The sequence below is a fragment of the Shewanella zhuhaiensis genome (assembly GCF_022484835.1).
Taxonomy (GTDB): Bacteria; Pseudomonadota; Gammaproteobacteria; order Enterobacterales; family Shewanellaceae; genus Shewanella; species Shewanella khirikhana.
The window spans coordinates 380,565-404,706 of the sequence record NZ_JAKUDL010000001.1; the positions used below are offsets into that span (position 1 = coordinate 380,565).

General features: G+C 54.2%; 24 protein-coding genes. 16 read left to right on the plus strand and 8 right to left on the minus strand.

Annotated elements, in window-relative coordinates:
- Positions 1-36: 36 nt before the first annotated feature.
- Positions 37-771: a dienelactone hydrolase family protein gene (locus MJ923_RS01570; RefSeq protein WP_240589616.1), complete on the plus strand. Its 735-nt coding sequence runs from the start codon at positions 37-39 to the stop codon at positions 769-771.
- A gap of 69 nt (positions 772-840) precedes the next feature.
- Here MJ923_RS01570 and MJ923_RS01575 read toward each other — a convergent pair whose 3' ends face one another.
- The gene (locus MJ923_RS01575) at positions 841-1,485 is read right to left on the minus strand and encodes a mechanosensitive ion channel family protein (protein ID WP_240589617.1); all 645 of its coding nucleotides are present in this window, start codon (positions 1,483-1,485) and stop codon (positions 841-843) included.
- 96 nt (positions 1,486-1,581) lie between these two features.
- Between MJ923_RS01575 and MJ923_RS01580 the strand changes: the two genes are divergently transcribed.
- The 12 genes from MJ923_RS01580 (at position 1,582) to MJ923_RS01635 (ending at position 15,480) form a co-directional block, all read left to right on the plus strand.
- Positions 1,582-2,328: a spermidine synthase gene (locus tag MJ923_RS01580; protein WP_240589618.1), complete on the plus strand. Its 747-nt coding sequence runs from the start codon at positions 1,582-1,584 to the stop codon at positions 2,326-2,328.
- Positions 2,329-2,464: 136 nt separating this feature from the next.
- Positions 2,465-3,991 (plus strand): leucyl aminopeptidase, encoded by a 1,527-nt coding sequence (locus tag MJ923_RS01585; protein WP_240589619.1) that lies wholly within the window; start codon positions 2,465-2,467, stop codon positions 3,989-3,991.
- A gap of 205 nt (positions 3,992-4,196) precedes the next feature.
- Positions 4,197-4,766, plus strand: coding sequence for an alkyl hydroperoxide reductase subunit C (ahpC, locus tag MJ923_RS01590; RefSeq protein WP_011758735.1), 570 nt, complete (start codon positions 4,197-4,199; stop codon positions 4,764-4,766).
- A 93-nt stretch (positions 4,767-4,859) separates the two neighbouring features.
- Positions 4,860-6,434 (plus strand): alkyl hydroperoxide reductase subunit F, encoded by a 1,575-nt coding sequence (ahpF, locus tag MJ923_RS01595; RefSeq protein ID WP_240589620.1) that lies wholly within the window; start codon positions 4,860-4,862, stop codon positions 6,432-6,434.
- Between the two features lie 129 nt (positions 6,435-6,563).
- Positions 6,564-7,688 carry a GGDEF domain-containing protein gene (locus MJ923_RS01600; protein WP_240589621.1) on the plus strand — a complete coding sequence of 375 codons (1,125 nt, stop codon included), beginning with the start codon at positions 6,564-6,566 and terminating at the stop codon, positions 7,686-7,688.
- Positions 7,689-7,807: 119 nt separating this feature from the next.
- The gene (locus tag MJ923_RS01605) at positions 7,808-8,893 is read left to right on the plus strand and encodes a porin (protein ID WP_240589622.1); all 1,086 of its coding nucleotides are present in this window, start codon (positions 7,808-7,810) and stop codon (positions 8,891-8,893) included.
- A 9-nt stretch (positions 8,894-8,902) separates the two neighbouring features.
- Positions 8,903-9,310 (plus strand): type 2 periplasmic-binding domain-containing protein, encoded by a 408-nt coding sequence (locus tag MJ923_RS01610; RefSeq protein ID WP_240589623.1) that lies wholly within the window; start codon positions 8,903-8,905, stop codon positions 9,308-9,310.
- 45 nt (positions 9,311-9,355) lie between these two features.
- Positions 9,356-10,975 (plus strand): methyl-accepting chemotaxis protein, encoded by a 1,620-nt coding sequence (locus MJ923_RS01615; RefSeq protein WP_240589624.1) that lies wholly within the window; start codon positions 9,356-9,358, stop codon positions 10,973-10,975.
- A gap of 656 nt (positions 10,976-11,631) precedes the next feature.
- Entirely contained in the window at positions 11,632-13,155 is a 1,524-nt protein-coding gene (locus tag MJ923_RS01620) for a M20 family peptidase (protein ID WP_240589625.1), read from the plus strand.
- A 110-nt stretch (positions 13,156-13,265) separates the two neighbouring features.
- Positions 13,266-13,910: a DUF3299 domain-containing protein gene (locus tag MJ923_RS01625; protein WP_240589626.1), complete on the plus strand. Its 645-nt coding sequence runs from the start codon at positions 13,266-13,268 to the stop codon at positions 13,908-13,910.
- A gap of 228 nt (positions 13,911-14,138) precedes the next feature.
- Positions 14,139-15,047, plus strand: a complete 909-nt coding sequence (locus MJ923_RS01630; RefSeq protein ID WP_240589627.1) for a LysR family transcriptional regulator — start codon at positions 14,139-14,141, stop codon at positions 15,045-15,047.
- A 142-nt stretch (positions 15,048-15,189) separates the two neighbouring features.
- Positions 15,190-15,480: a hypothetical protein gene (locus MJ923_RS01635; protein ID WP_240589628.1), complete on the plus strand. Its 291-nt coding sequence runs from the start codon at positions 15,190-15,192 to the stop codon at positions 15,478-15,480.
- Between the two features lie 16 nt (positions 15,481-15,496).
- Here MJ923_RS01635 and MJ923_RS01640 read toward each other — a convergent pair whose 3' ends face one another.
- The 3 genes from MJ923_RS01640 to MJ923_RS01650 form a co-directional block, all read right to left on the minus strand.
- Positions 15,497-15,697: a cytoplasmic protein gene (locus MJ923_RS01640; protein ID WP_126165790.1), complete on the minus strand. Its 201-nt coding sequence runs from the start codon at positions 15,695-15,697 to the stop codon at positions 15,497-15,499.
- A gap of 104 nt (positions 15,698-15,801) precedes the next feature.
- Positions 15,802-17,205 (minus strand): TlpA family protein disulfide reductase, encoded by a 1,404-nt coding sequence (locus MJ923_RS01645; protein ID WP_240589629.1) that lies wholly within the window; start codon positions 17,203-17,205, stop codon positions 15,802-15,804.
- 168 nt (positions 17,206-17,373) lie between these two features.
- The gene (locus MJ923_RS01650) at positions 17,374-17,817 is read right to left on the minus strand and encodes an OmpA family protein (protein WP_240589630.1); all 444 of its coding nucleotides are present in this window, start codon (positions 17,815-17,817) and stop codon (positions 17,374-17,376) included.
- 303 nt (positions 17,818-18,120) lie between these two features.
- On the opposite strand from MJ923_RS01650, the gene ohrR reads away from it, so the two are divergent.
- Genes ohrR through rlmC form a run of 3 tightly spaced genes read left to right on the plus strand, consistent with a single transcriptional unit; the run spans position 18,121 to position 20,941 of the window.
- Positions 18,121-18,558, plus strand: coding sequence for a transcriptional regulator OhrR (gene ohrR, locus MJ923_RS01655; protein WP_126165793.1), 438 nt, complete (start codon positions 18,121-18,123; stop codon positions 18,556-18,558).
- Positions 18,555-19,772: a glycerol-3-phosphate dehydrogenase/oxidase gene (locus MJ923_RS01660; protein WP_240589631.1), complete on the plus strand. Its 1,218-nt coding sequence runs from the start codon at positions 18,555-18,557 to the stop codon at positions 19,770-19,772. Before ohrR ends, MJ923_RS01660 begins: the two co-directional genes overlap by 4 nt.
- Before the next feature lie 32 nt (positions 19,773-19,804).
- The gene (rlmC, locus tag MJ923_RS01665; protein ID WP_338092209.1) at positions 19,805-20,941 is read left to right on the plus strand and encodes a 23S rRNA (uracil(747)-C(5))-methyltransferase RlmC; all 1,137 of its coding nucleotides are present in this window, start codon (positions 19,805-19,807) and stop codon (positions 20,939-20,941) included.
- 18 nt (positions 20,942-20,959) lie between these two features.
- Here the strand turns inward: rlmC and MJ923_RS01670 are convergent, their stop codons facing one another.
- From MJ923_RS01670 to MJ923_RS01685, 4 genes are read right to left on the minus strand one after another with little or no spacing between them, the layout of a single operon-like run.
- A complete protein-coding gene (locus tag MJ923_RS01670) occupies positions 20,960-22,156 on the minus strand; it encodes a sensor histidine kinase (protein WP_240589632.1) in 1,197 nt (398 codons plus the stop codon).
- Positions 22,153-22,857, minus strand: a complete 705-nt coding sequence (locus tag MJ923_RS01675; protein WP_240589633.1) for a response regulator transcription factor — start codon at positions 22,855-22,857, stop codon at positions 22,153-22,155. The genes MJ923_RS01670 and MJ923_RS01675 overlap by 4 nt, the downstream gene beginning before the upstream one ends.
- The gene (locus tag MJ923_RS01680) at positions 22,842-23,213 is read right to left on the minus strand and encodes a DUF3019 domain-containing protein (protein ID WP_240589634.1); all 372 of its coding nucleotides are present in this window, start codon (positions 23,211-23,213) and stop codon (positions 22,842-22,844) included. Before MJ923_RS01680 ends, MJ923_RS01675 begins: the two co-directional genes overlap by 16 nt.
- 9 nt (positions 23,214-23,222) lie before the next feature.
- On the minus strand, positions 23,223-24,059 hold the full coding sequence (locus MJ923_RS01685; RefSeq protein WP_240589635.1) for a MipA/OmpV family protein: 837 nt from the start codon (positions 24,057-24,059) through the stop codon (positions 23,223-23,225).
- Positions 24,060-24,142 lie beyond the last annotated feature (83 nt).

The window sequence follows — 24,142 nt, forward strand, 5'->3', positions numbered from 1 at the left end:
GCTAGATTGTTGGCAATCTCAAGCCCTGGAGGTCTTATGCGCGTCCTTAGCGAACTTTACACCCTCACCACGGCAACGGGTCCTATGCAGACCCGTGTCTATCGTCCTGTGGCCGAAGGCAGTTTCCCTGCCATCATCTTTTACTCTGAAATCTTTCAGGAAACCGCCCCCATCGGCCGTATGGCCACAGTGCTTGCCGGTCATGGTTTTGCGGTGCTGGTGCCCGAGATTTTCCACGAGCTGAATCCAGCCGGAACCGTGCTTGGTTACGATGATGTGGGTAAGGACAAGGGCAACAGCGACAAAGCCACCAAGCCGCTGGAAAATCATGACAGCGACACTGTTGCCATGGTCGACTTTGCCCGCAGCCAGCCCTGGTGCCGCGGCAAAGTGGGCGCTATGGGAGTGTGCATCGGTGGCCATCTGGCTTACCGTGCTGCGGTAAATCCGGACGTGGCAGCAGCTTTTTGTTTGTATGCCACAGACATTCACTCAGGCACCATTCCCAGCCAGACGGGTAATGATTCGTTGTCGCGCACCAGAGACATCCGCGGTGAGCTTTACATGGTGTTTGGCAAGCAAGACCCCCATGTGCCTGCCGAAGGCCGGCGCCGCATTCAGCAAAATCTCGAGGACTGCCAGAGCCGTTATACCTGGCTTGAGGTCAATGGAGAGCACGCCTTTATGCGCGATGGCGATGCCCGCCACGACCCGGCATTGGCGCTGGAGATGTACCAAAAGGCGATAGCGCTGTTTAAAAATACCCTTTGAGTCTTTCCTGATGAAAAACGCGGCCCGGTGGCCGCGTTTTTTGTTTGAGCAGAATGCCTTGTCGTGGTTTCAGGAGGCGCTTGGCGGCACTGATGGCGGCACTGATGGCGGTACAGGCGTACCCGAAGCTGTGTTGCTGGCTGCATTTGCGGTTGTAGCGGCAGGCGCACTCTCAGTCTTTTTTTCATCCACCTGCGGCAGCACCTGGGATTTGGGTTCGTAAGCTTCTGGATTTAAAAGCTTAATCACCGACTTTTGCAAAATCTGACTGTTGGGGTAGGTGATAAGGTTGCCATCGTCCCTTTTTATCAGCACATGGAACAGGGCGATTTCTTCGATAATGCCGCGGATGTCCTCATCCTTGTCCACCACCTTGATGCGATCGCCAATACGGTATGGAAATACGAAGAAAATCAGCACACCGGCGGTAAGGTTACTGAGTATCGACCACTGGGCAACCAGCGCCACCCCCAGCACCGCAAAGGCGGATGACACAAACAGCGCCACATCGTGATAGCCCAGCCCCAAAGAGACCGCCATCAGCGACAGGGTGATAAAAAACAGCACCGATGTCAGAAAACGGGTCACCATGCTGGTGCGGGCCGCGCTGACCTGCTTTTTGTCCGCCAGTCGCTGCACCATATACTTGAGATTTCGTTGGATAAAATAGAAAGCAGCCAAATAAAAACAGGCAAGAAGGATTTGATTTGTCATAAAATGGAGGCCCCGAAAACCCTTGGCATAAAGCGCAGATTTTACTGAGTGCTGCGGCCGATAGAGAAGTGCTTTTTTGCCCGGAACCGCGATAAATTGTCCGACTATAAGCTGATTTACCAAAGCCAGGATGCCCACGGGCCAGTGCTGGTGCTCGAAGGCGATGGCCTGCGGGTGCTGTCGTTTGGCGATAACGATGAGCAGAGTAAGCTCGACATCCGTACCCCTCATATCCCCAAGCACTCTTACGTGCAGGTAATGCTCGAATCCCTGATGTATAAGTCGCCCCGCAGCGCTTTGGTACTTGGCCTTGGCGGCGGCGCTCTGGTGCATGCACTGCGCCATGCCGATGGGGCAATGAAGATCAGTGCAGTGGAGCTGAGGCACGAAGTCATTGAGGTGGCCAAGCGCTACTTCTTCTTGCCGGTGGGTAAGAAATTGCAGCTGTTCGAAGGGGATGCGAAAGTTTTTCTCGAATCAGCCGAGCATAAACGGGTCGATATTGTGTATGCCGATATCTATGGCGCCGATGGGGTGGACGAGCAGCAGATGAGCCCGGCTTTTATTACCGGCGCGCTGCGATTGCTGAAGGCGGACGGTATGCTGGTGCTCAATTGCTGGAAAGAGCACAGAGACAATTTGGCGCTGCAAACGCTGCTTAAACAGGAGTTTGCCGAAGTGTATGCCAGCCTTTCAAGCGGCGGCAACTGGGTGATATTTGCGTCAAGAGTCCCGGGCGTGCTGCGTGAAGAAGGCCTTAAACAGGCCCGGGCCGAGCTGTCCAATCGTCTTGGTTTCACCGTTGGACGCGCTTCCATGAGCTTTGGTCCCTGGGGCGGCTAATCCTTCGGGGCAGATGTTAAAGGTTACGCCCAGGTAGAAAATTGTAAGCCGGTGTTAAGGGCGGCACTTCGCGGGTTAACCTCAAAATACACCTTTGTTATGCTTGCGCGTCCCATAATAACAAGGTGTGAACCCCATGCTTAAAACCTCCAAATCCACACTTGCTGTGCTGTTTGCTTCTTTGTTGTCCATGCCTGCTCTGGCCGACAAAGTGAGCTTTTCCAATGAATTGAATACTCAGGGCGAGACTCTGGTGCTGTTCAAAGTACAAAATACCGACTTCCCCGGCGCCCGGGTGCTGAGTGACGGCAGCCTGACTCATCTCGAGCGGGCCATGCAGGTTAATCAGTTCGATGGCGAAGAGGGAAAAGTGCTGGAAGTGCTGGCGCCTGCCGGCAGTCAGCTGAACCGGATCCTGGTGATGGGGCTGGGTGATGGCAAGCTGACCGACGGCGAACTCAATAATCTGGGCGGTAAGCTCGCAGATAAGCTGGCAGCCCATAAAGACACCCGCATCACCCTGATTGCCGAGGGAACGCCCAATGCCGCCAATCTGGCTGCGGAAGTGGCCCATGGCGCTAAATTGAAGGGGTATGAGTTCGGCCGTTATGTGAGTAAAGAAGCGAGCGAACGTGAGCTGCGCTTTGCGCTGACCGACGCCAAAGCCGCCGGTGACGAGTTTGCCCGCCTGTCTGCGGTCGAAGCCGGCGTGGCGCTGGCACGGGATCTGGTGAACACCCCTGCCGGGGATATGACGCCGGAAGACTTTGCCATCGAGGCGAAAAAACTGAAGTCACTGGGTGTAAAAGTGACTGTGATCGAGCCCAAGGGCATCCAGAAGCTGGGCATGGGGGCCCTGATGGGGGTGGGTAAGGGCAGCCTGCGCGGCCCTCGCTTGGTGGTGGCGCACTGGGAAGGTGCCGAAGGCGCACCTGTTGCCATGGTGGGTAAAGGCATCACCTTCGATTCGGGTGGCTATAACATCAAGGCGTCCGGCGGCTCGATTTCGCACATGAAATCCGATATGGCCGGTGCCGCTGCCATTCTGGGTACAGTGAAAGCCATGGCGATGCAAAAGGCCAAGGTCAATCTGGTGGCGGTGCTGCCGCTGGCAGAGAACATGGTGTCCGGCGATGCGCTGCGCCCCGGTGATGTGGTGCGAACCGCCCAGGGCCTGAGCGTGGAAGTGATGAACACAGATGCAGAAGGCCGTCTCATTCTGGCCGATGGCATGTGGTATGCCCGTACCCAGTATCAGCCCAAGCTGATGATTGATGTGGCTACCCTCACAGGCTCCAAGGTGCGTGCCCTGGGCCGTGAATATGCGGGTCTGTTCAGTGATGATGAAAGCCTGATTGCAGGTCTGACGGCTTCCGGCGCCGCTGTGGGTGAGAAGCTGTGGCGCCTGCCGCTGGATAAAGCCTATGGTGATGAGCTCAAATCAAGCATTGCCGATCTGAAAAACACCGGCGCCGAAGGCAGCGCGGGCGCATCCTCTGCCGCTATGTTCCTGCAGCGTTTTGCAGGTGAGCAGCCCTGGGCCCACATCGACATCGCAGGTAACGCTTTGTCCTCTGCAGAAAAACCGTTGAGCCCGGCCGGTGCGACTGGCTTTGGCGTGCGCTTGCTGAGCCACTGGTTGACCGAGCAAGCCGGTAACTGAAGCCGCAATCGCTAATCATTAAAAAGGGAAAACCAGGGTTTTCCCTTTTTTCGATTGGTTCAAATAAAAAATCGATTAAGGTGATAGTTTTTATCCGTTATCAATGATTGAAGTCCTTGGCTAATATGCTCTCCATCGACGGGGCGCCAGCCAGTTGCCCTGACAAATTCACTGAACCAAGCGTTTGTTTATAAAGGAGCAAAACATGACTCAATCAATCATCAACAGCACCATCAAGCCATTCAAAGCCACTGCTTTCCACAAGGGCGAATTCGTGCCTGTGACCGAGCAGGATCTGCTGGGCAAGTGGTCTGTGGTGTTCTTCTACCCAGCCGACTTCACCTTCGTATGTCCAACTGAACTGGGCGACATGGCTGACCACTACGCCAAGCTGCAGTCCATGGGCGTTGAAGTGTACTCAGTGTCTACTGACACCCATTTCACCCACAAGGCATGGCACGACACTTCTGACACCATCAACAAGATTGAATTCCCGATGGTGGCCGACCCAACCGGCATCATCAGCCGCAACTTCGGCGTGATGATTGAAGAAGAAGGCCTGGCCCTGCGTGGCACCTTCGTCATCAACCCAGAAGGTCAGGTAAAAGTAGCTGAAATCCACGACCTGGGTATTGGTCGCAGCGCCAGCGAGCTGGTTCGTAAAATCCAGGCTGCTCAGTACGTTGCTACCCACGACGGCGAAGTATGCCCAGCCAAATGGCAGCCAGGCGATGAAACTCTGGCTCCTTCACTGGACCTGGTTGGCAAAATCTAAGCCCTAAACCGCGTCAACCCTTGCTCCGGGCCGCCCCCTGATTTGGCCCGGAGCTTTTCTCCCCAAATTTCTTTGCTTGCATCTGGAGCCACTATGTTAAATGCGGATTTGAAACAGCAGCTTAAGACTTATCTGCAAAATTTACGGCAGGACGTCAGACTCGTGGTGTCTGCCGATGACAGCAAAAAGTCACAAGAGTTGCTCGACCTGGCCAACGACATCGCCTCCTTGTCTCCGTTGGTTTCAGTGACCAAGGCCAGGCTCGAGCGCACCCCTGCCATGCAGGTAACCAACGACCAGGGCAGTGACATTCGATTTGCCGGCTTGCCCATGGGGCATGAATTTACCTCGCTGGTGCTGGCGCTGCTGCACACAGGCGGTCATCCTCTGAAACTGGATGCCGAGGTGATTGAGCAGATAAAAGCCCTGCCGGCTGAGCTTAAGTTCGAGACTTTTGTGTCTTTGACCTGCCAAAACTGCCCCGATGTGGTGCAGGCGCTGAATATGATGGCCGCCCTTAACCCCAAGGTCAGCAACACCATGGTGGATGGCGCCCTGTTCCAGGACGAAGTGGAATCACGGCAGATCATGGCGGTGCCATCGGTTTACCTCAATGGTGAACTCTTTGCCCAGGGCCGTATCAGCCTGAAAGAAATTCTGGCCAAGGTTGATACCCAGGCCAGTGCCCGCGAAGCCGAGGCACTGACGCAAAAAGCGCCTTTCGAGGTGTTGATTGTGGGCGCGGGCCCTGCCGGTGCCTCAGCCGCTATCTACTCTGCCCGTAAAGGTCTAAGCACAGGCTTGGTTGCCGATCGCTTTGGTGGTCAGGTCACCGAAACTGTGGGAATCGAGAACTTTATTTCGGTGAAAGCCACCGAAGGCCCCAAGCTGGTGGCAAGCCTTGAAGCCCACGTTCGTGACTACGAAGTGGATATCATGGAAAGCCAGAAAGCGGTGCGTCTGAGTCAGTCTGCCGATGGCAATGGCCTGTATCAGGTTGAGCTGGCAAGTGGCGCGACGCTGGAAGGCAAAACCGTGTTGCTGGCAACCGGTGCCCGCTGGCGTGAAATGAATGTGCCCGGCGAGAAAGAATACCGTGGCCGCGGCGTGGCTTACTGCCCGCACTGCGATGGCCCGCTGTTTAAGGGTAAGCGCGTAGCCGTGATTGGGGGTGGTAACTCAGGCATTGAAGCGGCCATCGATTTGGCCAATATTGTGGAACACGTGACTGTGCTTGAATTTGACAGCAAGCTGCGCGCCGACGAAGTGCTGGTTCGCAAGGCGCGCTCCATGGGCAATATCGATATTATTACCGAGGCGCAAACCACCGAAGTGAGCGGTGATGGCAACAAGGTGACCGGTTTGGTGTATACCGACCGTCGCAGCGGCGACAGCCACAGTGTGGAGCTGGCCGGGATCTTCGTGCAAATTGGTCTGGTACCGAACACCGAGTGGCTCAAGGGCACACTGGAGCTGACTCCCCGCGGTGAAATTATCGTGGATGAGCGCGGTCAGACCTCACTGCCAGGCGTATTTGCTGCAGGTGATGTAACCAACTCGGCCTACAAGCAAATCATCATTGCCATGGGCAGTGGAGCTACGGCAAGTCTTGGCGCCTTTGATTACCTTATCCGTCATGGTGAGCAGGCTTCAACCCAGGCAGCCTGATTTAACCACTTATTGATGCGCAGTGAAAAAGCCGGCCAGAGCCGGCTTGTTCATTCCCCGGTCGCACAGGCGAGGTCAGCTGTTCGTGCTATATTGTGTTTCGTCGAGTTGAAAATGCAGGAACTTCAGGTGGATAAAGACGCACGCTCCTTTGACGAAGCCCTCAGGGAAGAAACCCAGCAATATCTGCTGCGCGGCATGCTCTGGCTAAGCTCGGCCAGCCTGGTGCTGCTGTTGGTGACCTTGCTGAGCGTGTTGTTGTCACCCCATATGGGAGTGGAGTTCCTGGCGGCGCTGAAGGTTATTCTGCCGTTTGGCGGCCTGTGTTTGCTGTTTATTTTGCTCTATTGGACCCGCTTTCTACACAGTGGCGGCAAAGAGTGGGCCTATGGTCACCTGGTGGCACTGGTGTGCGGCTGGCTGATTGTGATGGCGCTGTTTTCCAACTCCGGCAGTGCCATGCTGACGGCGGTGGAAACCCTGTGCGATATCCTGACGCTGCTGATGGCAATCGCGCTGTTCCCCAGTCTGACATTAATGCTGGCCGCGGTGTTGCCGCTGCTGCTGTTTGCCGCGTTTTACCGTTATCAATTGGTGCCGGAAAGCTGGCTGTTCAACCTAGTGCGCACCTTAAGCTTAACCGTGCTGCTGCTCAGTGGTCGTCAGGTTATCTACAGCTGGTTTCGAAAAGCCGTGCGCCGCGATGTGGAAAAACATCGATTACTCAAACACTTTCGCCGGATGGCGTTGGTGGATGGGTTAACGGGCCTTAGCAACCGGCGCCACTTCGATGAAATTCTCGAGCAGGAAATTCGTGCCGCGACCCGCACCGGCCATTCGCTGTGCCTTATTCTGATGGATATCGATTTCTTTAAACGGCTTAACGATTCCCTTGGTCATCAGGCAGGAGATGAGTGCCTGAAAAAAATGGGCAAGCTGTTGTCGGGCGCCGCCAGCAGGCCGCGGGATCTGGCGGTCCGTTACGGTGGGGAAGAGTTTGCTATGCTGTTACCAGAGACCGACCTTGCCGGGGCCGAGGATATCGCCAACAAGGTGGCGCGGCTTTTGGTTGAGGCCAATATTGCCCATCCGGCATCGGACGTGAGCCAGAGCGTGAGTGTGTCTCAGGGGCTGGTGAAGTGGCAGGCGGGTATGGATAGTGAAAAACTGCTGGCCGCAGCCGATGAAGCCCTGTACGAAGCCAAGGAAATGGGCCGTAACCGATACCGGGTGGCCAGCATTTCAGCAGAATAATTCTCCCCCTTAGACATCCCCTCTGGTGATTTGTTCAAAAATCTAGCCCAAAAGTTTGCCAATTTGTTGCCGTGTCCTAGTCTTAAAGTCGGATACACCTGACAAATAAAGGGTTTTGTATGAAGCACAAGCTGGCAATCTGCCTCGGCGCGCTGATGTTGAGCGGGACGGCGTCGGCTGAGGTCAATATTTCTGGGTTTGCCTCTGTAGTCGGGGGCAAGGTATTGGAAGGCAGTGGGGTAGAGGAGTTTGGGCTTGAACCCACCTTCCTCGCCGATTATCCGCTGGTGGGGGCCTATACCGAAGAGATCAGTTTCGAGCCCGATACGCTGTTTGGCATACAGATATCGGCGGATCTGATGGACGGCTTGTCGGCCACGGCGCAAATTGTTTCGCGGGGGGCCAATGACTTCTCCGCCGACTTTGAGTGGGCTTACCTTTCCTACGAACTCAACGAACACTGGACGGTGCAGGCCGGTAAAAAACGCCTGCCGCTGTACTACTACAGTGACTTCTTCGATGTGGGCTATGCCTATCCGTGGATCCGTCCGCCCGCAGATAACTACACCTGGCAGATCTTCAACTACACAGGCGTAAGTGCCCTCTATAACTATCTGATTGGCGATTGGACCCTGACCGGTCAGGTGTACTTTGGCCGCGAGGATGATGAACCCAACAAGCTGTTGTCGGAATTCTTTTTCGGCGATTCCACCCGGGAGATCTGGAAAGATATTGCCGGTATTGTGGCTCAGCTGAACTACGAATGGCTCGATATCCGACTCACCCACATGCAATACACCAATGAGCGCTACATAGGTGGTGAGCAGGTTGAATGGGACGGACAAACCGAGCGCGACGGCAAGTTTTACGGCCTGTCAGTGAATATCGACTGGAATAATCTGGTGGTGCTCAGCGAGATGAACCGCCTGACTCTGCAAGACTCTGATTTGGATACTTATCTGGTCACTGTCGGCTATCGGATCAAAGACTTTATGCCCTTCGTGTCTTATTCCGATTTCGATGACGGCAGCGAAGTGCACAACACCACCTCTGTGGGGCTACGCTGGGATTTCCATCCATCAGCCGCATTTAAAATCCAGTATGACGATGTGGAAGACAACGGCACGGGCGCAGGTACCCCTGATTCCTGGCGTGTAGCGGGGGATTCCAAGTCCATCAGCTTCGGCGTTGACCTGGTATTTTAGGAGAGAGCCATGAAAAAAGTAATTTACTCAATCCTATTGTGCCTGTGCTCAGTGCAGGCCTGGGCTGGTGTGGCCGTGATAGTTCACCCCAGCAATGGCGACAGTATCGATAAAAAAGCCATCGAGAACATTTACCTGGGCAAAACCAAGTCCTTCCCCGGCGGCGGGCAGGCGGTGCCGGTAAACCTTGAGGCAGGCCCGGTTCGGGAAGCGTTTGATACCAATGTGCTTGGTAAATCGTCCAGCCAGCTCAAGTCTTACTGGTCGCAGAAGGTATTTACCGGTAAAGGCACCCCGCCAAAAGAAGTTGCCAGTGCCGATGAAGTGATAGGCCTGGTTTCCTCCAACCCCAACATTATTGGCTATATTGATAGTAGTCAGGTAAATGGCTCGGTGAAGGTGGTTGCCGAGTTCTAACTGCCGGTGCCGGCGCCCGCCGGCACCCCTCTTAAGGGGCTGCTTATGACATGGTTTAACAACCTTTCCATCTTTAAAAAAGTCGGCGTCATCTTTGTGCTGTCGGTGGCCATATTCATGGTGAACCTCGGCATCAGTATTGTATCTATCAGCAAAAACCGCGACACCCTTGGTTTTATGGAAGATAAGATTTATCAAAGGGTTGAGCTGGCAAATCAAAACGTTATGTTGGTGCAGCGGCTGGAAGAGGTGTATACCCAGGCTGTGTCATTTGCCGATGAAGACTTGCTGGAGCAAGCCGGTACTCTGCATGAAAATCTTGCTACCAACTTAAAACAGCTACAGGGCACGGACAAGGGCGAAGCCGATAAGCTGCAGGCGATGCTGACAGATTTGAGTACCTATAACGGCATGACCTTCGATCTGGCCAAAAGCATGCTCGATGGCACTGCTGACATGGCCAATATCGGCGTGATAAGCCAGAAAAAAACCGCCGCCTATGAAGGGGTGCTGGGAAAAATTCAGGCTTACAAACAAGCCAAAATTGCCGAATTCAAAAACACCATTAAAGAGGCGGGAGACCGCTCTGAAAACAGCCTTTGGATGACCATGGGCGTGGGTATTGCGCTGCTGCTGCTTATGGCCATCGTCACCATTTCCATTGCCCGCGCCATCAGTCGCAGTGCCAAAGATGTGGCCCGATCCTTGGGGGAGCTCGCCGACGGCAAGGGCGATTTAAGCCATCAGTTGCCGGTGAGCGGCAATGATGAGTTGGGACAGGTTGCCAACAACTTCAATCGCTTCCTCGGATTGCTCGCCGAGTCGATTCAGCGGGTGGTCAATGTGACCTCGCCATTGCTGGACAGCGCCCACGATCTGAAAGACAAGATGGATGTCGCTACAGGTGCGACTGAACGTCAAAGCCAGGATGCTCAGGCGGTGCAGGGGTCAATGGAAGAGATGCGTCACTCGGTGACTGACATTTCCCACAATGCCAATCAGGCGGCTGAGGCGGCGCAGATAGCCGAGCGTGAGGCGATGGAGGGCATGTCGGTGGTGCAGCGCACCATAGATATTTCTCAGGAACTCAACGCCGAAATCGAAGTGGCTTCCAGTTCCATTAATGAACTCGCTAAAGATACCGAGAGCGTGGGTTCCATCCTGAATGTGATCACCTCCATTGCTGAGCAGACCAACCTGTTGGCACTGAATGCGGCAATTGAGGCGGCCCGCGCCGGTGAGCAGGGAAGGGGCTTTGCTGTGGTAGCCGATGAAGTGCGGGCGCTGGCCTCCAAAACGGCCGACGCCACCAAGGAAATTCGCGAGGTGCTTTCAAGGCTTAAGAGTGCAGCCGAATCGTCGGTCAGTACCATGACAGTGGCCATGTCCAAGTCGTCAGAGAACGAAGAGCACGCTCAGAAAACCGGGCAGGCGCTAAAGACCATTCAAGAGCAGATTGTCAGCATCAATGCCATGAACACCCATATTGCCAAGGCGACCGACGAACAGTCACAGGTTGCTTCGCAAGTGGTTGATAATGTGGTGGATATGAATGCTTCATTCGAGCAGACCCTGATTATCCTAAACCAGGTTCATCAGGTGTCATCCGGGCTGTCTGATTTTGCCGAAGAGCTGCAAAGCGCCACCTCTCAGTTCAAACTCTAATCTTCTCTCCGTGGTAACTCAGGGATGAGTTCCGCTTTTCTGGCTGGATATTTGCCTTCCTCACTGTGCTGTCAGCTCAATCTGTGCAAACAGATATCTCTTGTGCCTGTGCTTATGGCACTTTTCTCACTCCTTTTTAGCCCCCGGTGTGCGCAAAGCTGCCCTGTCACATTAGCCTGTTAACCTCGCAGGTTGGCGGTGCACTGTTGTAAGAATCTGTGTGCTCAGGTCATTTTCACTGAGTGGGGTCAGCCGCTCTGATTCTGAAAACCCTTAGTTTTGATACGGGGCGTGCTTCGTCCATTCGGCTTAAAGTCAGGTTGAGACTGAGCCGTCACTGCTTGATGTTCTTGGGCCTGTGCTCAAACGATGTTTCATCCGACACCTGACACCTGACACCTGACGCATGACTTTTGCCAGTCCTGCGGAAAGGCACCGTCTCTGGGAAGGCGCAGGCAGAGGTACAGGTACAGGCACAGGCGTTGCCTGAGGTGAGTTGGGCTAATTGTGACTAAGTGGAAAAGAGCGGTGGTAATGAACTTTTGCAGGATTTGATCCATCAAATGCGATTGGTTAGGAGCAAAATTTTTGCGGATACTGAGCGCATTGAAACGACATACACCGACTCACATCCCGACAAGTTGAGGAATTTTATGATGACCAAGCCATCAAAGCTTTTTACCGGTATCGCTTCCGCGCTGGCACTGACAGCCAGTGTCTCTGCATGGGCCGCAGAAGATAGGGACTTCAGTTCAATGCAGATGAAAGGCATTGAGCAAATTGAAGTGAGCGTCGATCTCGATGGCGCTGCGAAGCGCCTGTCAAAGGCGGTGCAGTTTCCTACTATTTCAAATCAGGATCGCAGTGATTTTGATGAAGCGGCGTTTAACGGCTACCACAAGTTTATCGAGCAATCTTATCCGCTGGTGCACAAAACATTGAAGCGCGAGTTGGTAGGTGAGCCCCGTCCTTTCAGTCTGATTTACACCTGGGAAGGAAAAAATCCCGACTTGCCGCCCGCCGTTTTCATGGCTCACCAGGACGTAGTGCCTGTGGCATTGGAGTCCCGTGATCAGTGGCTGGTGGACCCCTTCTCCGGTGATATCAAAGATGGATACATCTGGGGCCGTGGCTCGCTGGATGACAAAAATCAAATTCACGCCATTCTTGAAGCCGCAGAAATGAAAATCAAAGAAGGTTTTCAACCTGAACGCACCATGCTGTTCGTTTTTGGCCACGATGAAGAAGTGGGGGGGCCTGAAGGGGCTAAGCATGCGGCGGATATTATTGAGCAGCGTTACGAAAAGATAGCCTTTGTGCTTGATGAATCGGCGCCGCTGATCCCCGGTGTCTTCCCTGGCATTCGTGAAAACACGGCGCTTATCGGCATTGCTCAAAAAGGCTACGTCAGTCTGGAGATAGCCATCAATGGCATGGGAGGTCACTCATCTCAACCAGCCTCTGAGTCAAACATTGTGGCGCTTGCGAAAGCTGTGACCAAGGTGGAGGCGGCGCAGTTTCCCTATAAAATCCACGATGCAGTGCGTTATCAGTACCGCTTTATGGGGCCAGAGCTGCCTGCTGAGCAGCAGCCTATGTACAAGGCGGTGGCCTATGGTAACAACGACTCAGTGACTGAGCTTGAGCAAAAGTTTATGGACGTGATGTCGCAAAACCAGGTTACCCGGGCGATGTTGCATACCACCACGGCGGTGACCATGTTCAACGCTGGCATTAAAGACAACGTGCTGCCCCCTGCGGCCACGGCTGTGGTGAACTTCAGACCTATGCCCGGCGACACCCCGGAGGTGATCATTGAGCATGTGAAGAAAGCCATCAACGATGACCGTATCACGGTGCGCGATATTTCAGCATCAACGCCAGCAACCAATGTGGCTGATCCCAATGGTCAGGGCTATAAGCTGCTTGAGAAGACCATTCGTCAAACCTGGGGTAACGACCTGATTGTGTCGCCATTCTTTGTCATTGGCGGCTCGGATTCCAAACACTTCCAGGCTCGCGCCTTTGCGCCGGACGTGTACACCATGACAGCGCTGCAGCTGGAAAGCGTGAAAGAGTTTGAAGGTTTCCACGGTGTGAATGAGCGGATTTTGGTGGAGGAGTACGGTCGTTCAATCGGGTTCTTCTACACCCTGATGGAAAATCTGGGCCAGCTGTAAACGCTGAGCCAGCCTTGAAACCATCCCGTGGCTAACACCTGAATAGCCACGGGTTATCTCCTTCCCCAATACCTGCCGTCTGCTGCGGATAACGAATTGGAAATCCAGATATGAAACAGTATTTGTTGCTGAGTATCTTCCTGATGGCGTCAGTTGCCAATGCCTCTGAAACCAATGCCTCTGAAACCAATGCCTCTGAAACCATCAGTTGGGAGGCTTTGCGCCCAAGTGAGACTCGCGCAAGCGCTCTCTCCGGCGCCGACAAGGCATTGCTATCAGAAATTTATGCCTATGAGATGGCCTCGCAAAGCAGAAGCTTAAGCCCGCTGGAGCAAGATGGCTATCGACTGCGCGTCGCGCTGGCTGAAAAGCGGGGGCTGGACGTTACAGCACAAGTGGCTTTGCTGATGGATAGGCAGACATTGTCTTCATCAGTTATCCCCAACCTGGCGATTAAGGATGTGAAGCTTGCGGGGTACCTTATTCCACTGCAGGGGCAAGCTGCCAAATACACCCAGTTTGTATTAGTGCCAAACGCCAGTGTCTGTGCCCACACTCAGTTACCGCCGGCTGGCCAATCTGTTTTGGTCAATGTCCCTGCTGGTTACGAGCTAACTGAAACGTTTGAACCTGTTTGGGTTGAAGGAAATATTCAGACTGATGAAGTAGTGCACTCAGTTCAGCTGTCTGATGGAAATAGAACCATGACAACAGGTTACGTGATCAATGCTGCGAACATAAAAAGACAGGATTGAACTTCTGTTTAACCTGTACCGGACATTTAACCTGTGACCGATTTTGCATTGTGACTTGAGATTGGTGACTTGAGATTTGTGAATCGTCATCCGTGGGCCACAATGTTTGTGGAAGCAAACGTCAATCGCCCTTAAAAGTGATTAGGGGGCTATAAAGGCTGTTGCTTTGGGGTGAAAACGGCAAAAGTAGTGCTATCTTGTGGGCTGTGTCTGAGCTCGGAGACTGGTATGAATTTTAGCCTCGAACAGTTATTGGCGTTTGTGACTGTTTATGAAAAGCTGTCGTTCAGCAAAGCCGCGGTGAAACTGAACAAACATAGAACCACAATAGGTCAGGTCATCACGAATCTTGAAGATCAGTTGGCGGTAACCCTGTTTGAGCGAATAGGTCGTACGGTAGAGCCAACCGAAGATGGCCATCTGCTATATCTCTATGCAAAGCAAGTGATTGAGCAAGTTCGCTCGTTTGACAAGATGGCGCTGAGTCTGTCCTATGGCGCCTTGGGGCGGGTGATTTTTGCCTATCCGAGTTTTATTCCCAGTCATGCACTTTCCTTGATCCGCAAGCAACTTGCGCAAGACTTTCCCGCCATGCAGGTTGAATTTGTGGTCCGGGACAGGGAAGCAATCAAACAAGGCATTATCGATGGCAGTATTCATTTTGGCGTGGTGAATATTCATGACAGCACGGCTATGCACAGCATGGACTCCACCTTCCTCGGGCATGTTGAGTTTCTGCCGTATGTGCAGAGCAATGGCTGGTTGCATACTCTGGATAAAAGTCAGGTGGTCAATGCGCTGCGTACCGAGCGCCAAATCATGCTCAAGTCGCTGGTTGACGAAAGAATGGGTAATAAATTTCTGTTTTCGGCAAACCATGAACTTGTTGATCAGCAGGCGCTCATTATCAACATGGTCAGGGAGGGACTGGGTTGGGCCTGGTTGCCCAAGGCTCTTTCTGAGTCAAACGCAGCAGTTGATGGTATTTCGCCCCTCGATGTCGATATGATGTTTGAAGGTGTGAAATTACCTATTTCACTTTGGTGCCCGCAGAGTAAAAACATAAAGGATATCAAGCACTCCATTCTCAGATCCATTCGTGAGCAAATGCAAAATTACGCCCAAAATGATGGATAACCGATTCTTGTCTGCAAGGCTGCACAGGCTAGGCTCTGCCCGCTGTAAAGCGGCTCTGTATGAGTCAATTTTATTTGTCAGTCAGGCTCAATTCAGCCTGTACCTGATATCTATGTCAGCCACTGTGCGTATAGGAGCGAGAATGATGATAGCTATGCTACCCAAATGCCGGATGCTACCCAAGCCTCGGATGCTACCCAAGCCCCGGATTGCAGTTGTGCTGATGTTGGCCACTTTTTCAGGTGGCTGCGCGCAGGCCCTGTGTGATCTTCGCACCGATAAAGATCCCTATGATCCCCACGGTGACAGGCGTCAATGCGAGCGGCAAGTTGAGCAATACATTGAAACTCAGGCCGCAGAAAAGCAAAAGCGCCAGGATGCAGAGCAACAGGCGCTTTTGAATGAAGCCTTATCTGGACGGCGGACGCGCTAGGCGGCTGCTTCCGGGCTTAGGCGGTGGTATCGATATTGTGGCCTATGTTGCCAACTGGCGCTGACTTGGGAGCCGGTGCGGTGGCGGCGCTGATCAGATCGAGTGCAATTTGCCCCTCAACTTTCTGCTGATCCTTTGCCATTTGAGCAACCTTTACCCCAATGGCGCCGTGGCTCAGATTGGGTTCGATACTGCCTGAATTAATGCTGATTGCCATGAGTTACCTCTTCGTCTCGGTCAGATCCAGTTATCGGCTCCGTATCCATAAACTTTAGTCTTCGAGCCCTGATTTGCAAGGCGCGGCAATGCCAGTGGGCACGCTCATTGGCTCGTCGCCTTTGCTGCCAGTAACTTACGCCCAAGTAAAATCACCGTTGTCAGCAGAATGGAGCCCAGGATCAGGCCAATGGCCAGCGCCACGTTTTGCAGCGAGGTCGGATCCCACACCAGCATCCCCCCCAGGCCGACCATCATAATGCCCGACATGAGTTTCAGCGATTCGCCTTCTTTTTCGCTGAGTTTGCGTTTGCCAAGGGTCATGGCAAACACCAGCACAATCAGTGCCAGCGGAATGACATAAACGATGTTGTACATCACCAGATAGAAATAGCGCTCGGCCGCAGGCAGCTCGTGCATGGCCAGCACGCTGGTATAGATCATTGGGAAGCCTGCGGTGCACAGCAGCTCGTAGGCATTGGCCAGAATGGCCAATACTGTGGTGCCGAGTATCATGGCGGTCATGGAACTGGCGCTGGAGAGCTTGCCCATACGTTTAATCAGGCCCGTGCGCTTTTCGGCCGACATAGATAAGGTCACTTCGCCTTTCTCAAAGAAGAAGTCTTTAACGTTGATGGTGCCAGCCACAAGCGCCAGTATGCCCGCCGCCAGAATAATGGTTCCGCCATCGCCATCGGCGCCCAGCAGCTCAAACATGTTCAGCCAGGCTGTCATAAACAGAAAGTAGATAAAGCCTGAGAAGAACACGAAGATACCACCCACAATCAACATACGGCTGCGGCTCTTGGCATTCACCATAATTGACAGTAAGAACAGCAGTACGAAGAAGGCACAGGGGTTAAAAGCATCGACCCCGGCCAGCACCAGAGTGAGCAATGGCAGCGACAGTTGATCCGGTGTCACCACACCGACAAAGGGCAGTTTAACCGGTTGCACATTGCTGCTGGCACTGCTTGCTGTGTCGGCACCCGAGTCGCAGGTGCCCGCCTCTGAGCTAGATTCACAGGTGCCAAATAACGGCTGTGAGGTGGCGCCGACAGCCATCATGCCTTCATCATCGGCAACTACGCCGCCCAGGCTGCGATAGCAGTCTTTGAGTCTGCCAAGCAGAAACTGGCCGGTTACCTCGGCGCTGCTGTACCCCACGCTGGCCTTGCCACAAATGGCAAAGAAGGGCACTGAACGGGTGTCAGTTCCTGTTGCCTTGGCTACCTCTTGCCATTTGTCCCGTGCACCGGGGGCTGTGATCATATAAGACTCAAGCGAAATCCAGGGGTACTTCTCGGGTAAGGCGTCGATAAAGGGGTGGGCTTCGGCGCAGTGTGGACAGGTTTTGGACCAAAAGAAATACAGCTTCACCACCGGCTTGCCGCTGTCATCGACCTGATGCCAAATCGGCCCGTTATCATCATGCCCTTCGTGGGCGCTGACGGGTAAAGCGAAAACAGAAATAAAGAAAAGCAGTGGGATTAACAGTGCGCGGACCATATGGCCTCCAAACCCGCTTCCCGCGGGGAGTAAAGACAAAACTCTCTGTCTTTACTTTACTGAAAACCGTCCGGCGAACTAAATCGACCTGTCAAAACTGTAAATTGCATCAGAAAATCACCCCATTATGCGAACAAGGCATGGGGTGATTTGGCTGCATTTGTCTTGTCAGAGGGCGTTGTCGTTTGCGGTGGAACCCGCCAACATTTGGCTTGCAGGGGATTCCTGAGCGCACCACTTAAGGGTGAGTTCCCGTGTTTCTGAATCCACAGCGGTTCGGATCCGGCTCACCATGGGGCCACCAAAACCTTCCTTGCCCAGAAATTCTTTTACCCGTTCAATGCGGCGCTCGGCCAGCCACATGTTGTACTTCTGCAGCGCTTCGTCACCCTGATTACGGTTGAACTCGAACTCCAGCAGCAAATAGCCTTCGCGGGTATCGGCGCTGTTTTGGTAGGTTTCGAGCAGCTGCTTGAGGGTATTACTGCCCTCGGCGTTGAAGTACGAACTGTTTTTATCAAAACCTACGCTGCCGAGTACTGTACTGTCCTCGCAGGCTGCGTTGGCTGTGAATGCTGCAAAACAGAATATCGCGGTAATATATTTTAACATCCTTCACCTTTAAAGAACAAAATCCTGTATAACTACTGTTCTTTGGTGAGTCAATGTAAGCGATCACTTCGCTCATTTCAATTTGTCTGACAGGGGTTTAGGGTCTGACGTGCCTTTAAATTGAAACGTCAGAAATCAAACATCCCATGGCTGTTGGGATGCAGGCTTTTCAGCCGATAGAGGTGTCATTATTTTGGCTGAAAAAAATTTTTTACACCCTTCATAATAAACTCGCCAGACCAGTGTTTTTTTTGCTATAACACAACTAATTTGTGCACAACTTAACGCATGTGAGGCAAGACGGTGCAAGATTCTCTGGCGTTGGACCGACAGGTCTGTTTTTCCCTTTATCGGGCGAGCAATGCAATGATCCGGGCATACCGCCCAATTTTGGACGGTTTGGGGCTGACCTATCCGCAATATTTGGTGATGTTGGTGTTGTGGGAGGAAGAGGGCCTCAGCGTCAAGTCTCTGGGCGAACGGCTACATCTCGATTCTGGCACCCTGACACCGCTGCTTAAGCGGCTTGAGAGCAAGGGGCTGGTCAGTCGTGGCCGCAGTGAACAGGATGAGCGGGTGCGGGTATTGCACCTCACCGATGAAGGTCGCATGCTTAAATTGGGCGCCAGGGATATTCCCGACAGGATGCGCTGCATGGTCGGGGCTGGTCTGGATGAGTTGACCGAACTTAAACGCCTGTGTGATAAGGCGGCCAAACTGCTGGAGCGGGAAATATCGTGAGCAAACACGTGGATGTGCTGGTGGTTGGCGGGGGCATTAACGGCGTGGGCGTGGCCCAGTTTGCCGCTGCCGCGGGCTACAGCGTGCTGTTGGTCGAGCGGGGCCGCGTTGGCAGCGAAACCTCGGGCAACTCCAGCAAGCTCATCCACGGCGGCCTGCGTTATCTTGAAAGCTTCCAACTGGATTTGGTGCGAACATCCCTCGCAGCCCGACGCACATTGCTTCGGCTTGCGCCCGGCCTGGTCAAAGCGGTTCCCTTTTATATTCCCATCTATCGTCACAGCCAGCGCGGCGCCCTGACCATCCGTGCCGGGCTGTCTTTGTACGGGCTTTTATCTGAATTTGACCCCCTTGGCCGCTTCAGAAAGCTGCCGCGCAGCGAATGGCAAACCCTCGATGGGCTCGCCACCGATGGCCTTGAAACCGTATTTCAGTATTGGGATGCGCAAACCGACGACAGCCTGTTGTGCGAGGCGGTAGTCCACAGCGCCAGGCTGCTTGGGGCTGAGATATGGGAGCAATCCCGGGTGGAGCAAATTCGTCATCGCGGCGATGGCTGCGAAATCGATATCCTTGCTCAAGGCCAATCGCAAAGCATCTCTGCGGGGCTGGTGATTAATGCCTGCGGCCCCTGGGTGAATGAGCTACTGGGCTGCGTGTCGCCGCCCACAACCAGCTTGCCAATTGACTGGGTACAGGGCTCGCATCTGCTGTTGGATATAGCGCCGCCGAGCGGCATCATGTATCTGGAGTCCCCGGTGGACAAGCGGGTGGTGTTTGTGATGCCCTGGTACGGTAAAACCCTGGTTGGCACCACAGAAACCCGTCTGGCCAGCCTGGATGCCAGGCCCGGGATCACCGAGGCCGAGCGGCGCTATTTGCTGGCGCTTTACTGCCGATATTTCCCCGGCGCCGGCAGTGCCGAGGAGGTTACGGGCAAGATTTGTGGCAGCTTCTGTGGGGTGCGGGTGCTGCCCAAGGTCGATGGTGATGCCTTTAACGCGCCGCGGGATACCCTGATGCACACCAATGTGTCCCATCCCCGACTGCTCAGTATCTATGGCGGTAAGCTCACCACCTTCAGAGCCAGCAGCGCTGAAGTGCTCGACTGGATTAAAGCGCGGCTGGGATACCGCCCCAGTGTCGCCGATGTCGATAAGCTGATGCTGCATGCTGCACCTTCCCGGGATGATTTTGCCTCGCAAACAGGCTAAAGTGTGCGCCGATTTTGTGAGGAGAGCCGTCAGTGAGCTGTGATTACTTTGCCAAAGGCCTTTGCCAATCCTGCCGTTTAATGCCAAGCAGCGTTGAAAAACAGCTTGAGGATAAGCAGCAGCGGCTGCAGTCTTTGCTGGCTGAATTGCCGGTGGAGCAGTATTTGCCTGCGGTGTCCGGCGCTGAGTTCGGTTTTCGCAACAAAGCCAAAATGGTGGTGATGGGGGCTGCGCACCAGCCGGTGCTGGGGATCCCCGGGCCCGATGGCACGCCGGTGAGTTTGACCCAGTGTCCCCTGTATCCATCTGATATGCAAAGCTTACTCGCAGAGCTTGAGGGCTTTGTGCGCCGCGCTGGTATCCCACCCTATAGAGTCGATAAAGCCAAGGGCGAGCTTAAATTTATTCTGCTGACCCGCAGTGCGGTACGTGGCGAGTTTATGCTGCGCTTTGTGCTTCGCAGCAAAGAGGCCATTGCCCGCATTGAGCGGGAACTGCCAGCCTTGTTGACGGCATTTCCCGCCATCAAGGTGGTGTCGGTGAATCTGCAGCCGGTTCATATGGCAAGGCTTGAAGGGGAGGAGGAAATCTTCCTGACCGAAGCGACCCGGCTGGAGGAGGTCTTTAATGGCGTGCCGCTGTTTATCCGTCCGAAGAGCTTTTTCCAGACCAACCCCGAAGTGGCAGCAAGCCTTTATGCCACTGCGGCAAATTGGGTGGATGAACTTGCGCCTAAGAGTCTGTGGGATCTCTTCTGTGGTGTAGGCGGTTTTGGCCTGCACTGTGCCAGTGCCGACTTGCCGGTAACGGGCATCGAGATTGAGGCGGAAGCCATCGACTGTGCCAAAACCTCTGCCAGGGCGCTGGGGCTTGAGAACCTGTCATTTGCTGCGCTCGACTCCACCGACTTTGCCAAAGGCCAGCAAGCTGCGCAGGTGCCCGAAGTGATTATTGTTAATCCACCCCGGCGCGGTATTGGCGAGGCGCTGTGCCACAGCCTGTCTGAGTTTGCCCCCAGGGCCATTCTGTACTCGAGCTGTAATCCCGAGACCCTGGCCAGGGATCTGGCACTGATTTCGGGCTATCGCATCGCCCGGGTGCAGCTTTTCGATATGTTCCCCCACAGCGACCACTTTGAGGTGCTGTGCCTGCTGCTAAAGCAGCAATAAAGCTCGCGTTTCAGTTGACTAAAACACAGGTCTGCGCCAGCGCAGGCTGATGGCGGCGCCGCCGAGGCGCCGTGAATTGTCGACCCTGAGCTTACCCTGATGCCAGATGGCAATTTTGCGGACAATATAGAGCCCCAGGCCGTAGCCTGAACTGTTTGGGCTGCTGCCGCGCTGAAATGCTTGGCGCAGATCCTTGTCGGTATCGGCGATGCCGGGACCATCATCTTCCACGGTAAGGCACCAATGACGCGGCTCGGCTACCAGGCTGATACGTATTTGTTTATCGGCGTATTTCAGCGCATTGGCAATCAGGTTCTGGCCGGCCAAATCCATGCTGAGGGGGTCAAGCAGCACCTTGCCGGCCGTCAGCTTGCAGTCAACTTCTCCTTCGAGTGTTATCGCGCTCTGATACACGGAAAACTTCTCCAGCAGCGCCGAGATAAAGGCATCGGCATCTTGCCAGCCACGGGTTTGCTCTCCCTGTTGATGCTCAACCCGCGCAAACGACAGGTAGCTTTTGGTGAGTTCTTCAATCTGGTCGATATCCTGGCTGAGCCGGTTTAAATAGTCCCCCGGCAGATTGTCTTTCGACAGCTCCAATACAAACCGCATTCTTGACAGGGGAGTGCGGATTTCATGGGACATGGTGCGCGATAAATCTCTGTGCAGCCTTAAAAAGTCCATGATTTGCGCGGTCATGGTTTCAAATCCCTGCGCCAGCGGATAAATGGCCGAGCGAGGGCCAATGCCAGTTTTCAGCCGCTTGGGATGACGGCCAAAATCCACCGCCTGACTTTGCAGCAGGCTTAAGTCTTTAAACACCCGCCCAATCAGCAGCAATATCGCCAGCGCCAGACTGGCATACAGCAGGGGGATGAGCGGGGTGATATCGCCGCTGCCATTGCGCATCGGCACTGGCCCCATTTGCCTTAAGCTGCCGTCCGGATTTTGCTGATAGAAATACTGCTCGCCGCTATCCAGACTCAGGGAAATGATTTTGCCGTTTGCCAGTTTATCGGTGAGTTCTTTTGAGAAGGCGATGGTATTGGCGGGCAGGGTCTTGAATTCCAGTTGCCCTTCTGCCAGCAGCGCTTCCACATCGAGGCTGTAGCCGTAGGCCTCTTCCGAGGCGCTGTAAATCAGGTTGAATGACCAGACGATAAGCGCGCAGGAGGCGATGATAAGCACAAACAGCCGGATCAGCTGACGCCTCATATTGCCTCATCCAGACTGAAGCTCAGCAGGTAGCCCCGGCCATGGACGGTGCGGATACTGAGGCCGGGCACGGCAATTTTTTCAAGCTTACGCCGCAGGCGGGAGATCTTAAGATCCATCGCCCGATCGAGGCCGTCATACTCGCGGCCAATAAATTGCTCGAACAGATATTCGCGGCTCAGCACCTCGTCCAGCCGGTGGACAAAAATCCACATCAGCTCGGTTTCCTGGGTAGTCAGAGGGTAGTTTCGCTCACCAAAACACAGTTGCTGGTGGGCCTTGTGTAAGCTCAGGCCGCGGCGCTGCCAAAGTTGTTTATCTTCGCCGGTCGCAGCTTTAAGACGCGCCTTTATCCGTGCCAGCAGCAAGCTTGGCACCACGGGTTTGCTGATGTAGTCGGCGGCGCCAAGCTCCAGGCCGCGAATTTCATCTTCGCTGTCGGCAAGGGCGGTCATAAAAATAATCGGGGCATTCAGCTGGCCGCTGAGGGTAGGAAAGGCGCTGAAGCCATCCTGGCCAGGCAGCATGACATCGCACAGTGCCAGCGAGATGGTTTTACCTTGCACCAGCTTAAGTGCTTGCTCTACCGAGGGCGCATGAAGTACTTCAAATCCCTGATTCGACAGGAAAGTAACAATAAGCTCTGCCAGCGGCAGATCGTCTTCAATCAGCAGCAGGGTATGAGTTACAGCAGATCCCAATTGAGTCCCCTCCGTTTGCGTTTGGGCGCCGGCTGGAACAGGGCGACCGAAATCTCGGTGCGCATGATAACCCGTGAATTCATATCGCGGATTTCCAGCATGGTGTCTTGTTCCAGCGCTAACGATAGCTGTTCATTCAAAGCCTTGAGTCCAATATAGCAGCGTCTGGGGCTGGCTTCGTGGCTGAGCCACAGACACAGGTTCTGCTCGGTCTCGCCCTCGTAGGACACAGACACATCGAAGCGGCAGGGCAGTTGATCGCTGCTGGTGGCGCAGGCCTTGGGCACCACCTGAAGCTCGCCCGCCGTCAGCGGCAGACTCAGTAACAGCAGGATAAGGCAGACAATATGTTTCATGCAGTCTCCTTAAAAGCTGTAACTGACACCGACAAACCCGGCGAAATAGCCGTCAGCATCGATAAGGACGCTGTCGCGGATGGGTTTGCCGAGCTGGGTGTGTTTAAGGGTGGTAACAAAGGTCAGGCTGTCGGTAATGGGAACATTCAGCACGGCTTTGACATACCAGTTGGTGGCCGCTTCCATCGGTTTTAGCCGAATGGGACGCGCGAATTCCTCCGGACGGACGTTGTAGTAGTAGTCGACCAGGTCGGCATTTTTGTATACGCCGCCAGCTTCGAGCCCGAGGGCGCCCCAGGACCAGCCATAGGCTTTGCGGGCACTTAGTTGCCATTCATAGCCATTGTGTACTCCGGTGACATCGTGGAAGACTCCTGTGGTCAAATCAAATGCCGGGGTGTACCAGGTGGCGCTTATTCCGGCCATGTAAGAGAGTTTGCGCTCGACCGCCGGTGTCGGCTCTACTTCCCGGCCGGGGCGGCTAATGGGTTCGCGGATGGGGGTAAAGCCCATGATGTCGGACAGCAGCAGCTTACCTACGCCGTCGTATTCGAAAAAGATGCCGTCATCGTTGAGCTGGCCCTGAAGATCGACCGAGATCCAGTCGTTTTCATAGAGGCTGTAACCCAGGGTGAAGTTTTCCACATAGAAACGATCGCCATAGTAATACCAACTCGGCAACACATAGGTGGTGATGTTTTCGGTTTTGGCTCTGGGGTTTTCCAGCATGCCGTAGCCCAGCGCCAGGGAAACCTGCCAGTCGCCCGGGGCGACCTGCTGCAATTCCTCGGCGCGGGCGCCGCTACACAGGGGCAGCAGGATCAACAACAATCGGAAATACTTCATCTAATGTCGGTGCCTTATGTGGAACTGTGGGCGTTTCTTTTCTGAACGCCTTCTTATGCACAGCCTACCACCGCCGACTGTGA

Bases quoted from the DNA above. Each gene is read 5' to 3' on its own strand.
- MJ923_RS01570 (WP_240589616.1), top strand. From the start codon at position 37: ATGCGCGTCCTTAGCGAACTTTACACCCTCACCACGGCAACGGGTCCT.
- MJ923_RS01575 (WP_240589617.1), bottom strand. From the start codon at position 1,485: ATGACAAATCAAATCCTTCTTGCCTGTTTTTATTTGGCTGCTTTCTAT.
- MJ923_RS01585 (WP_240589619.1), top strand. From the start codon at position 2,465: ATGCTTAAAACCTCCAAATCCACACTTGCTGTGCTGTTTGCTTCTTTG.
- ahpC (WP_011758735.1), top strand. From the start codon at position 4,197: ATGACTCAATCAATCATCAACAGCACCATCAAGCCATTCAAAGCCACT.
- ahpF (WP_240589620.1), top strand. From the start codon at position 4,860: ATGTTAAATGCGGATTTGAAACAGCAGCTTAAGACTTATCTGCAAAAT.
- MJ923_RS01605 (WP_240589622.1), top strand. From the start codon at position 7,808: ATGAAGCACAAGCTGGCAATCTGCCTCGGCGCGCTGATGTTGAGCGGG.
- MJ923_RS01610 (WP_240589623.1), top strand. From the start codon at position 8,903: ATGAAAAAAGTAATTTACTCAATCCTATTGTGCCTGTGCTCAGTGCAG.
- MJ923_RS01615 (WP_240589624.1), top strand. From the start codon at position 9,356: ATGACATGGTTTAACAACCTTTCCATCTTTAAAAAAGTCGGCGTCATC.
- MJ923_RS01620 (WP_240589625.1), top strand. From the start codon at position 11,632: ATGACCAAGCCATCAAAGCTTTTTACCGGTATCGCTTCCGCGCTGGCA.
- MJ923_RS01625 (WP_240589626.1), top strand. From the start codon at position 13,266: ATGAAACAGTATTTGTTGCTGAGTATCTTCCTGATGGCGTCAGTTGCC.
- MJ923_RS01630 (WP_240589627.1), top strand. From the start codon at position 14,139: ATGAATTTTAGCCTCGAACAGTTATTGGCGTTTGTGACTGTTTATGAA.
- MJ923_RS01635 (WP_240589628.1), top strand. From the start codon at position 15,190: ATGATGATAGCTATGCTACCCAAATGCCGGATGCTACCCAAGCCTCGG.
- MJ923_RS01640 (WP_126165790.1), bottom strand. From the start codon at position 15,697: ATGGCAATCAGCATTAATTCAGGCAGTATCGAACCCAATCTGAGCCAC.
- MJ923_RS01645 (WP_240589629.1), bottom strand. From the start codon at position 17,205: ATGGTCCGCGCACTGTTAATCCCACTGCTTTTCTTTATTTCTGTTTTC.
- MJ923_RS01650 (WP_240589630.1), bottom strand. From the start codon at position 17,817: ATGTTAAAATATATTACCGCGATATTCTGTTTTGCAGCATTCACAGCC.
- MJ923_RS01670 (WP_240589632.1), bottom strand. From the start codon at position 22,156: ATGAGGCGTCAGCTGATCCGGCTGTTTGTGCTTATCATCGCCTCCTGC.
- MJ923_RS01680 (WP_240589634.1), bottom strand. From the start codon at position 23,213: ATGAAACATATTGTCTGCCTTATCCTGCTGTTACTGAGTCTGCCGCTG.
- MJ923_RS01685 (WP_240589635.1), bottom strand. From the start codon at position 24,059: ATGAAGTATTTCCGATTGTTGTTGATCCTGCTGCCCCTGTGTAGCGGC.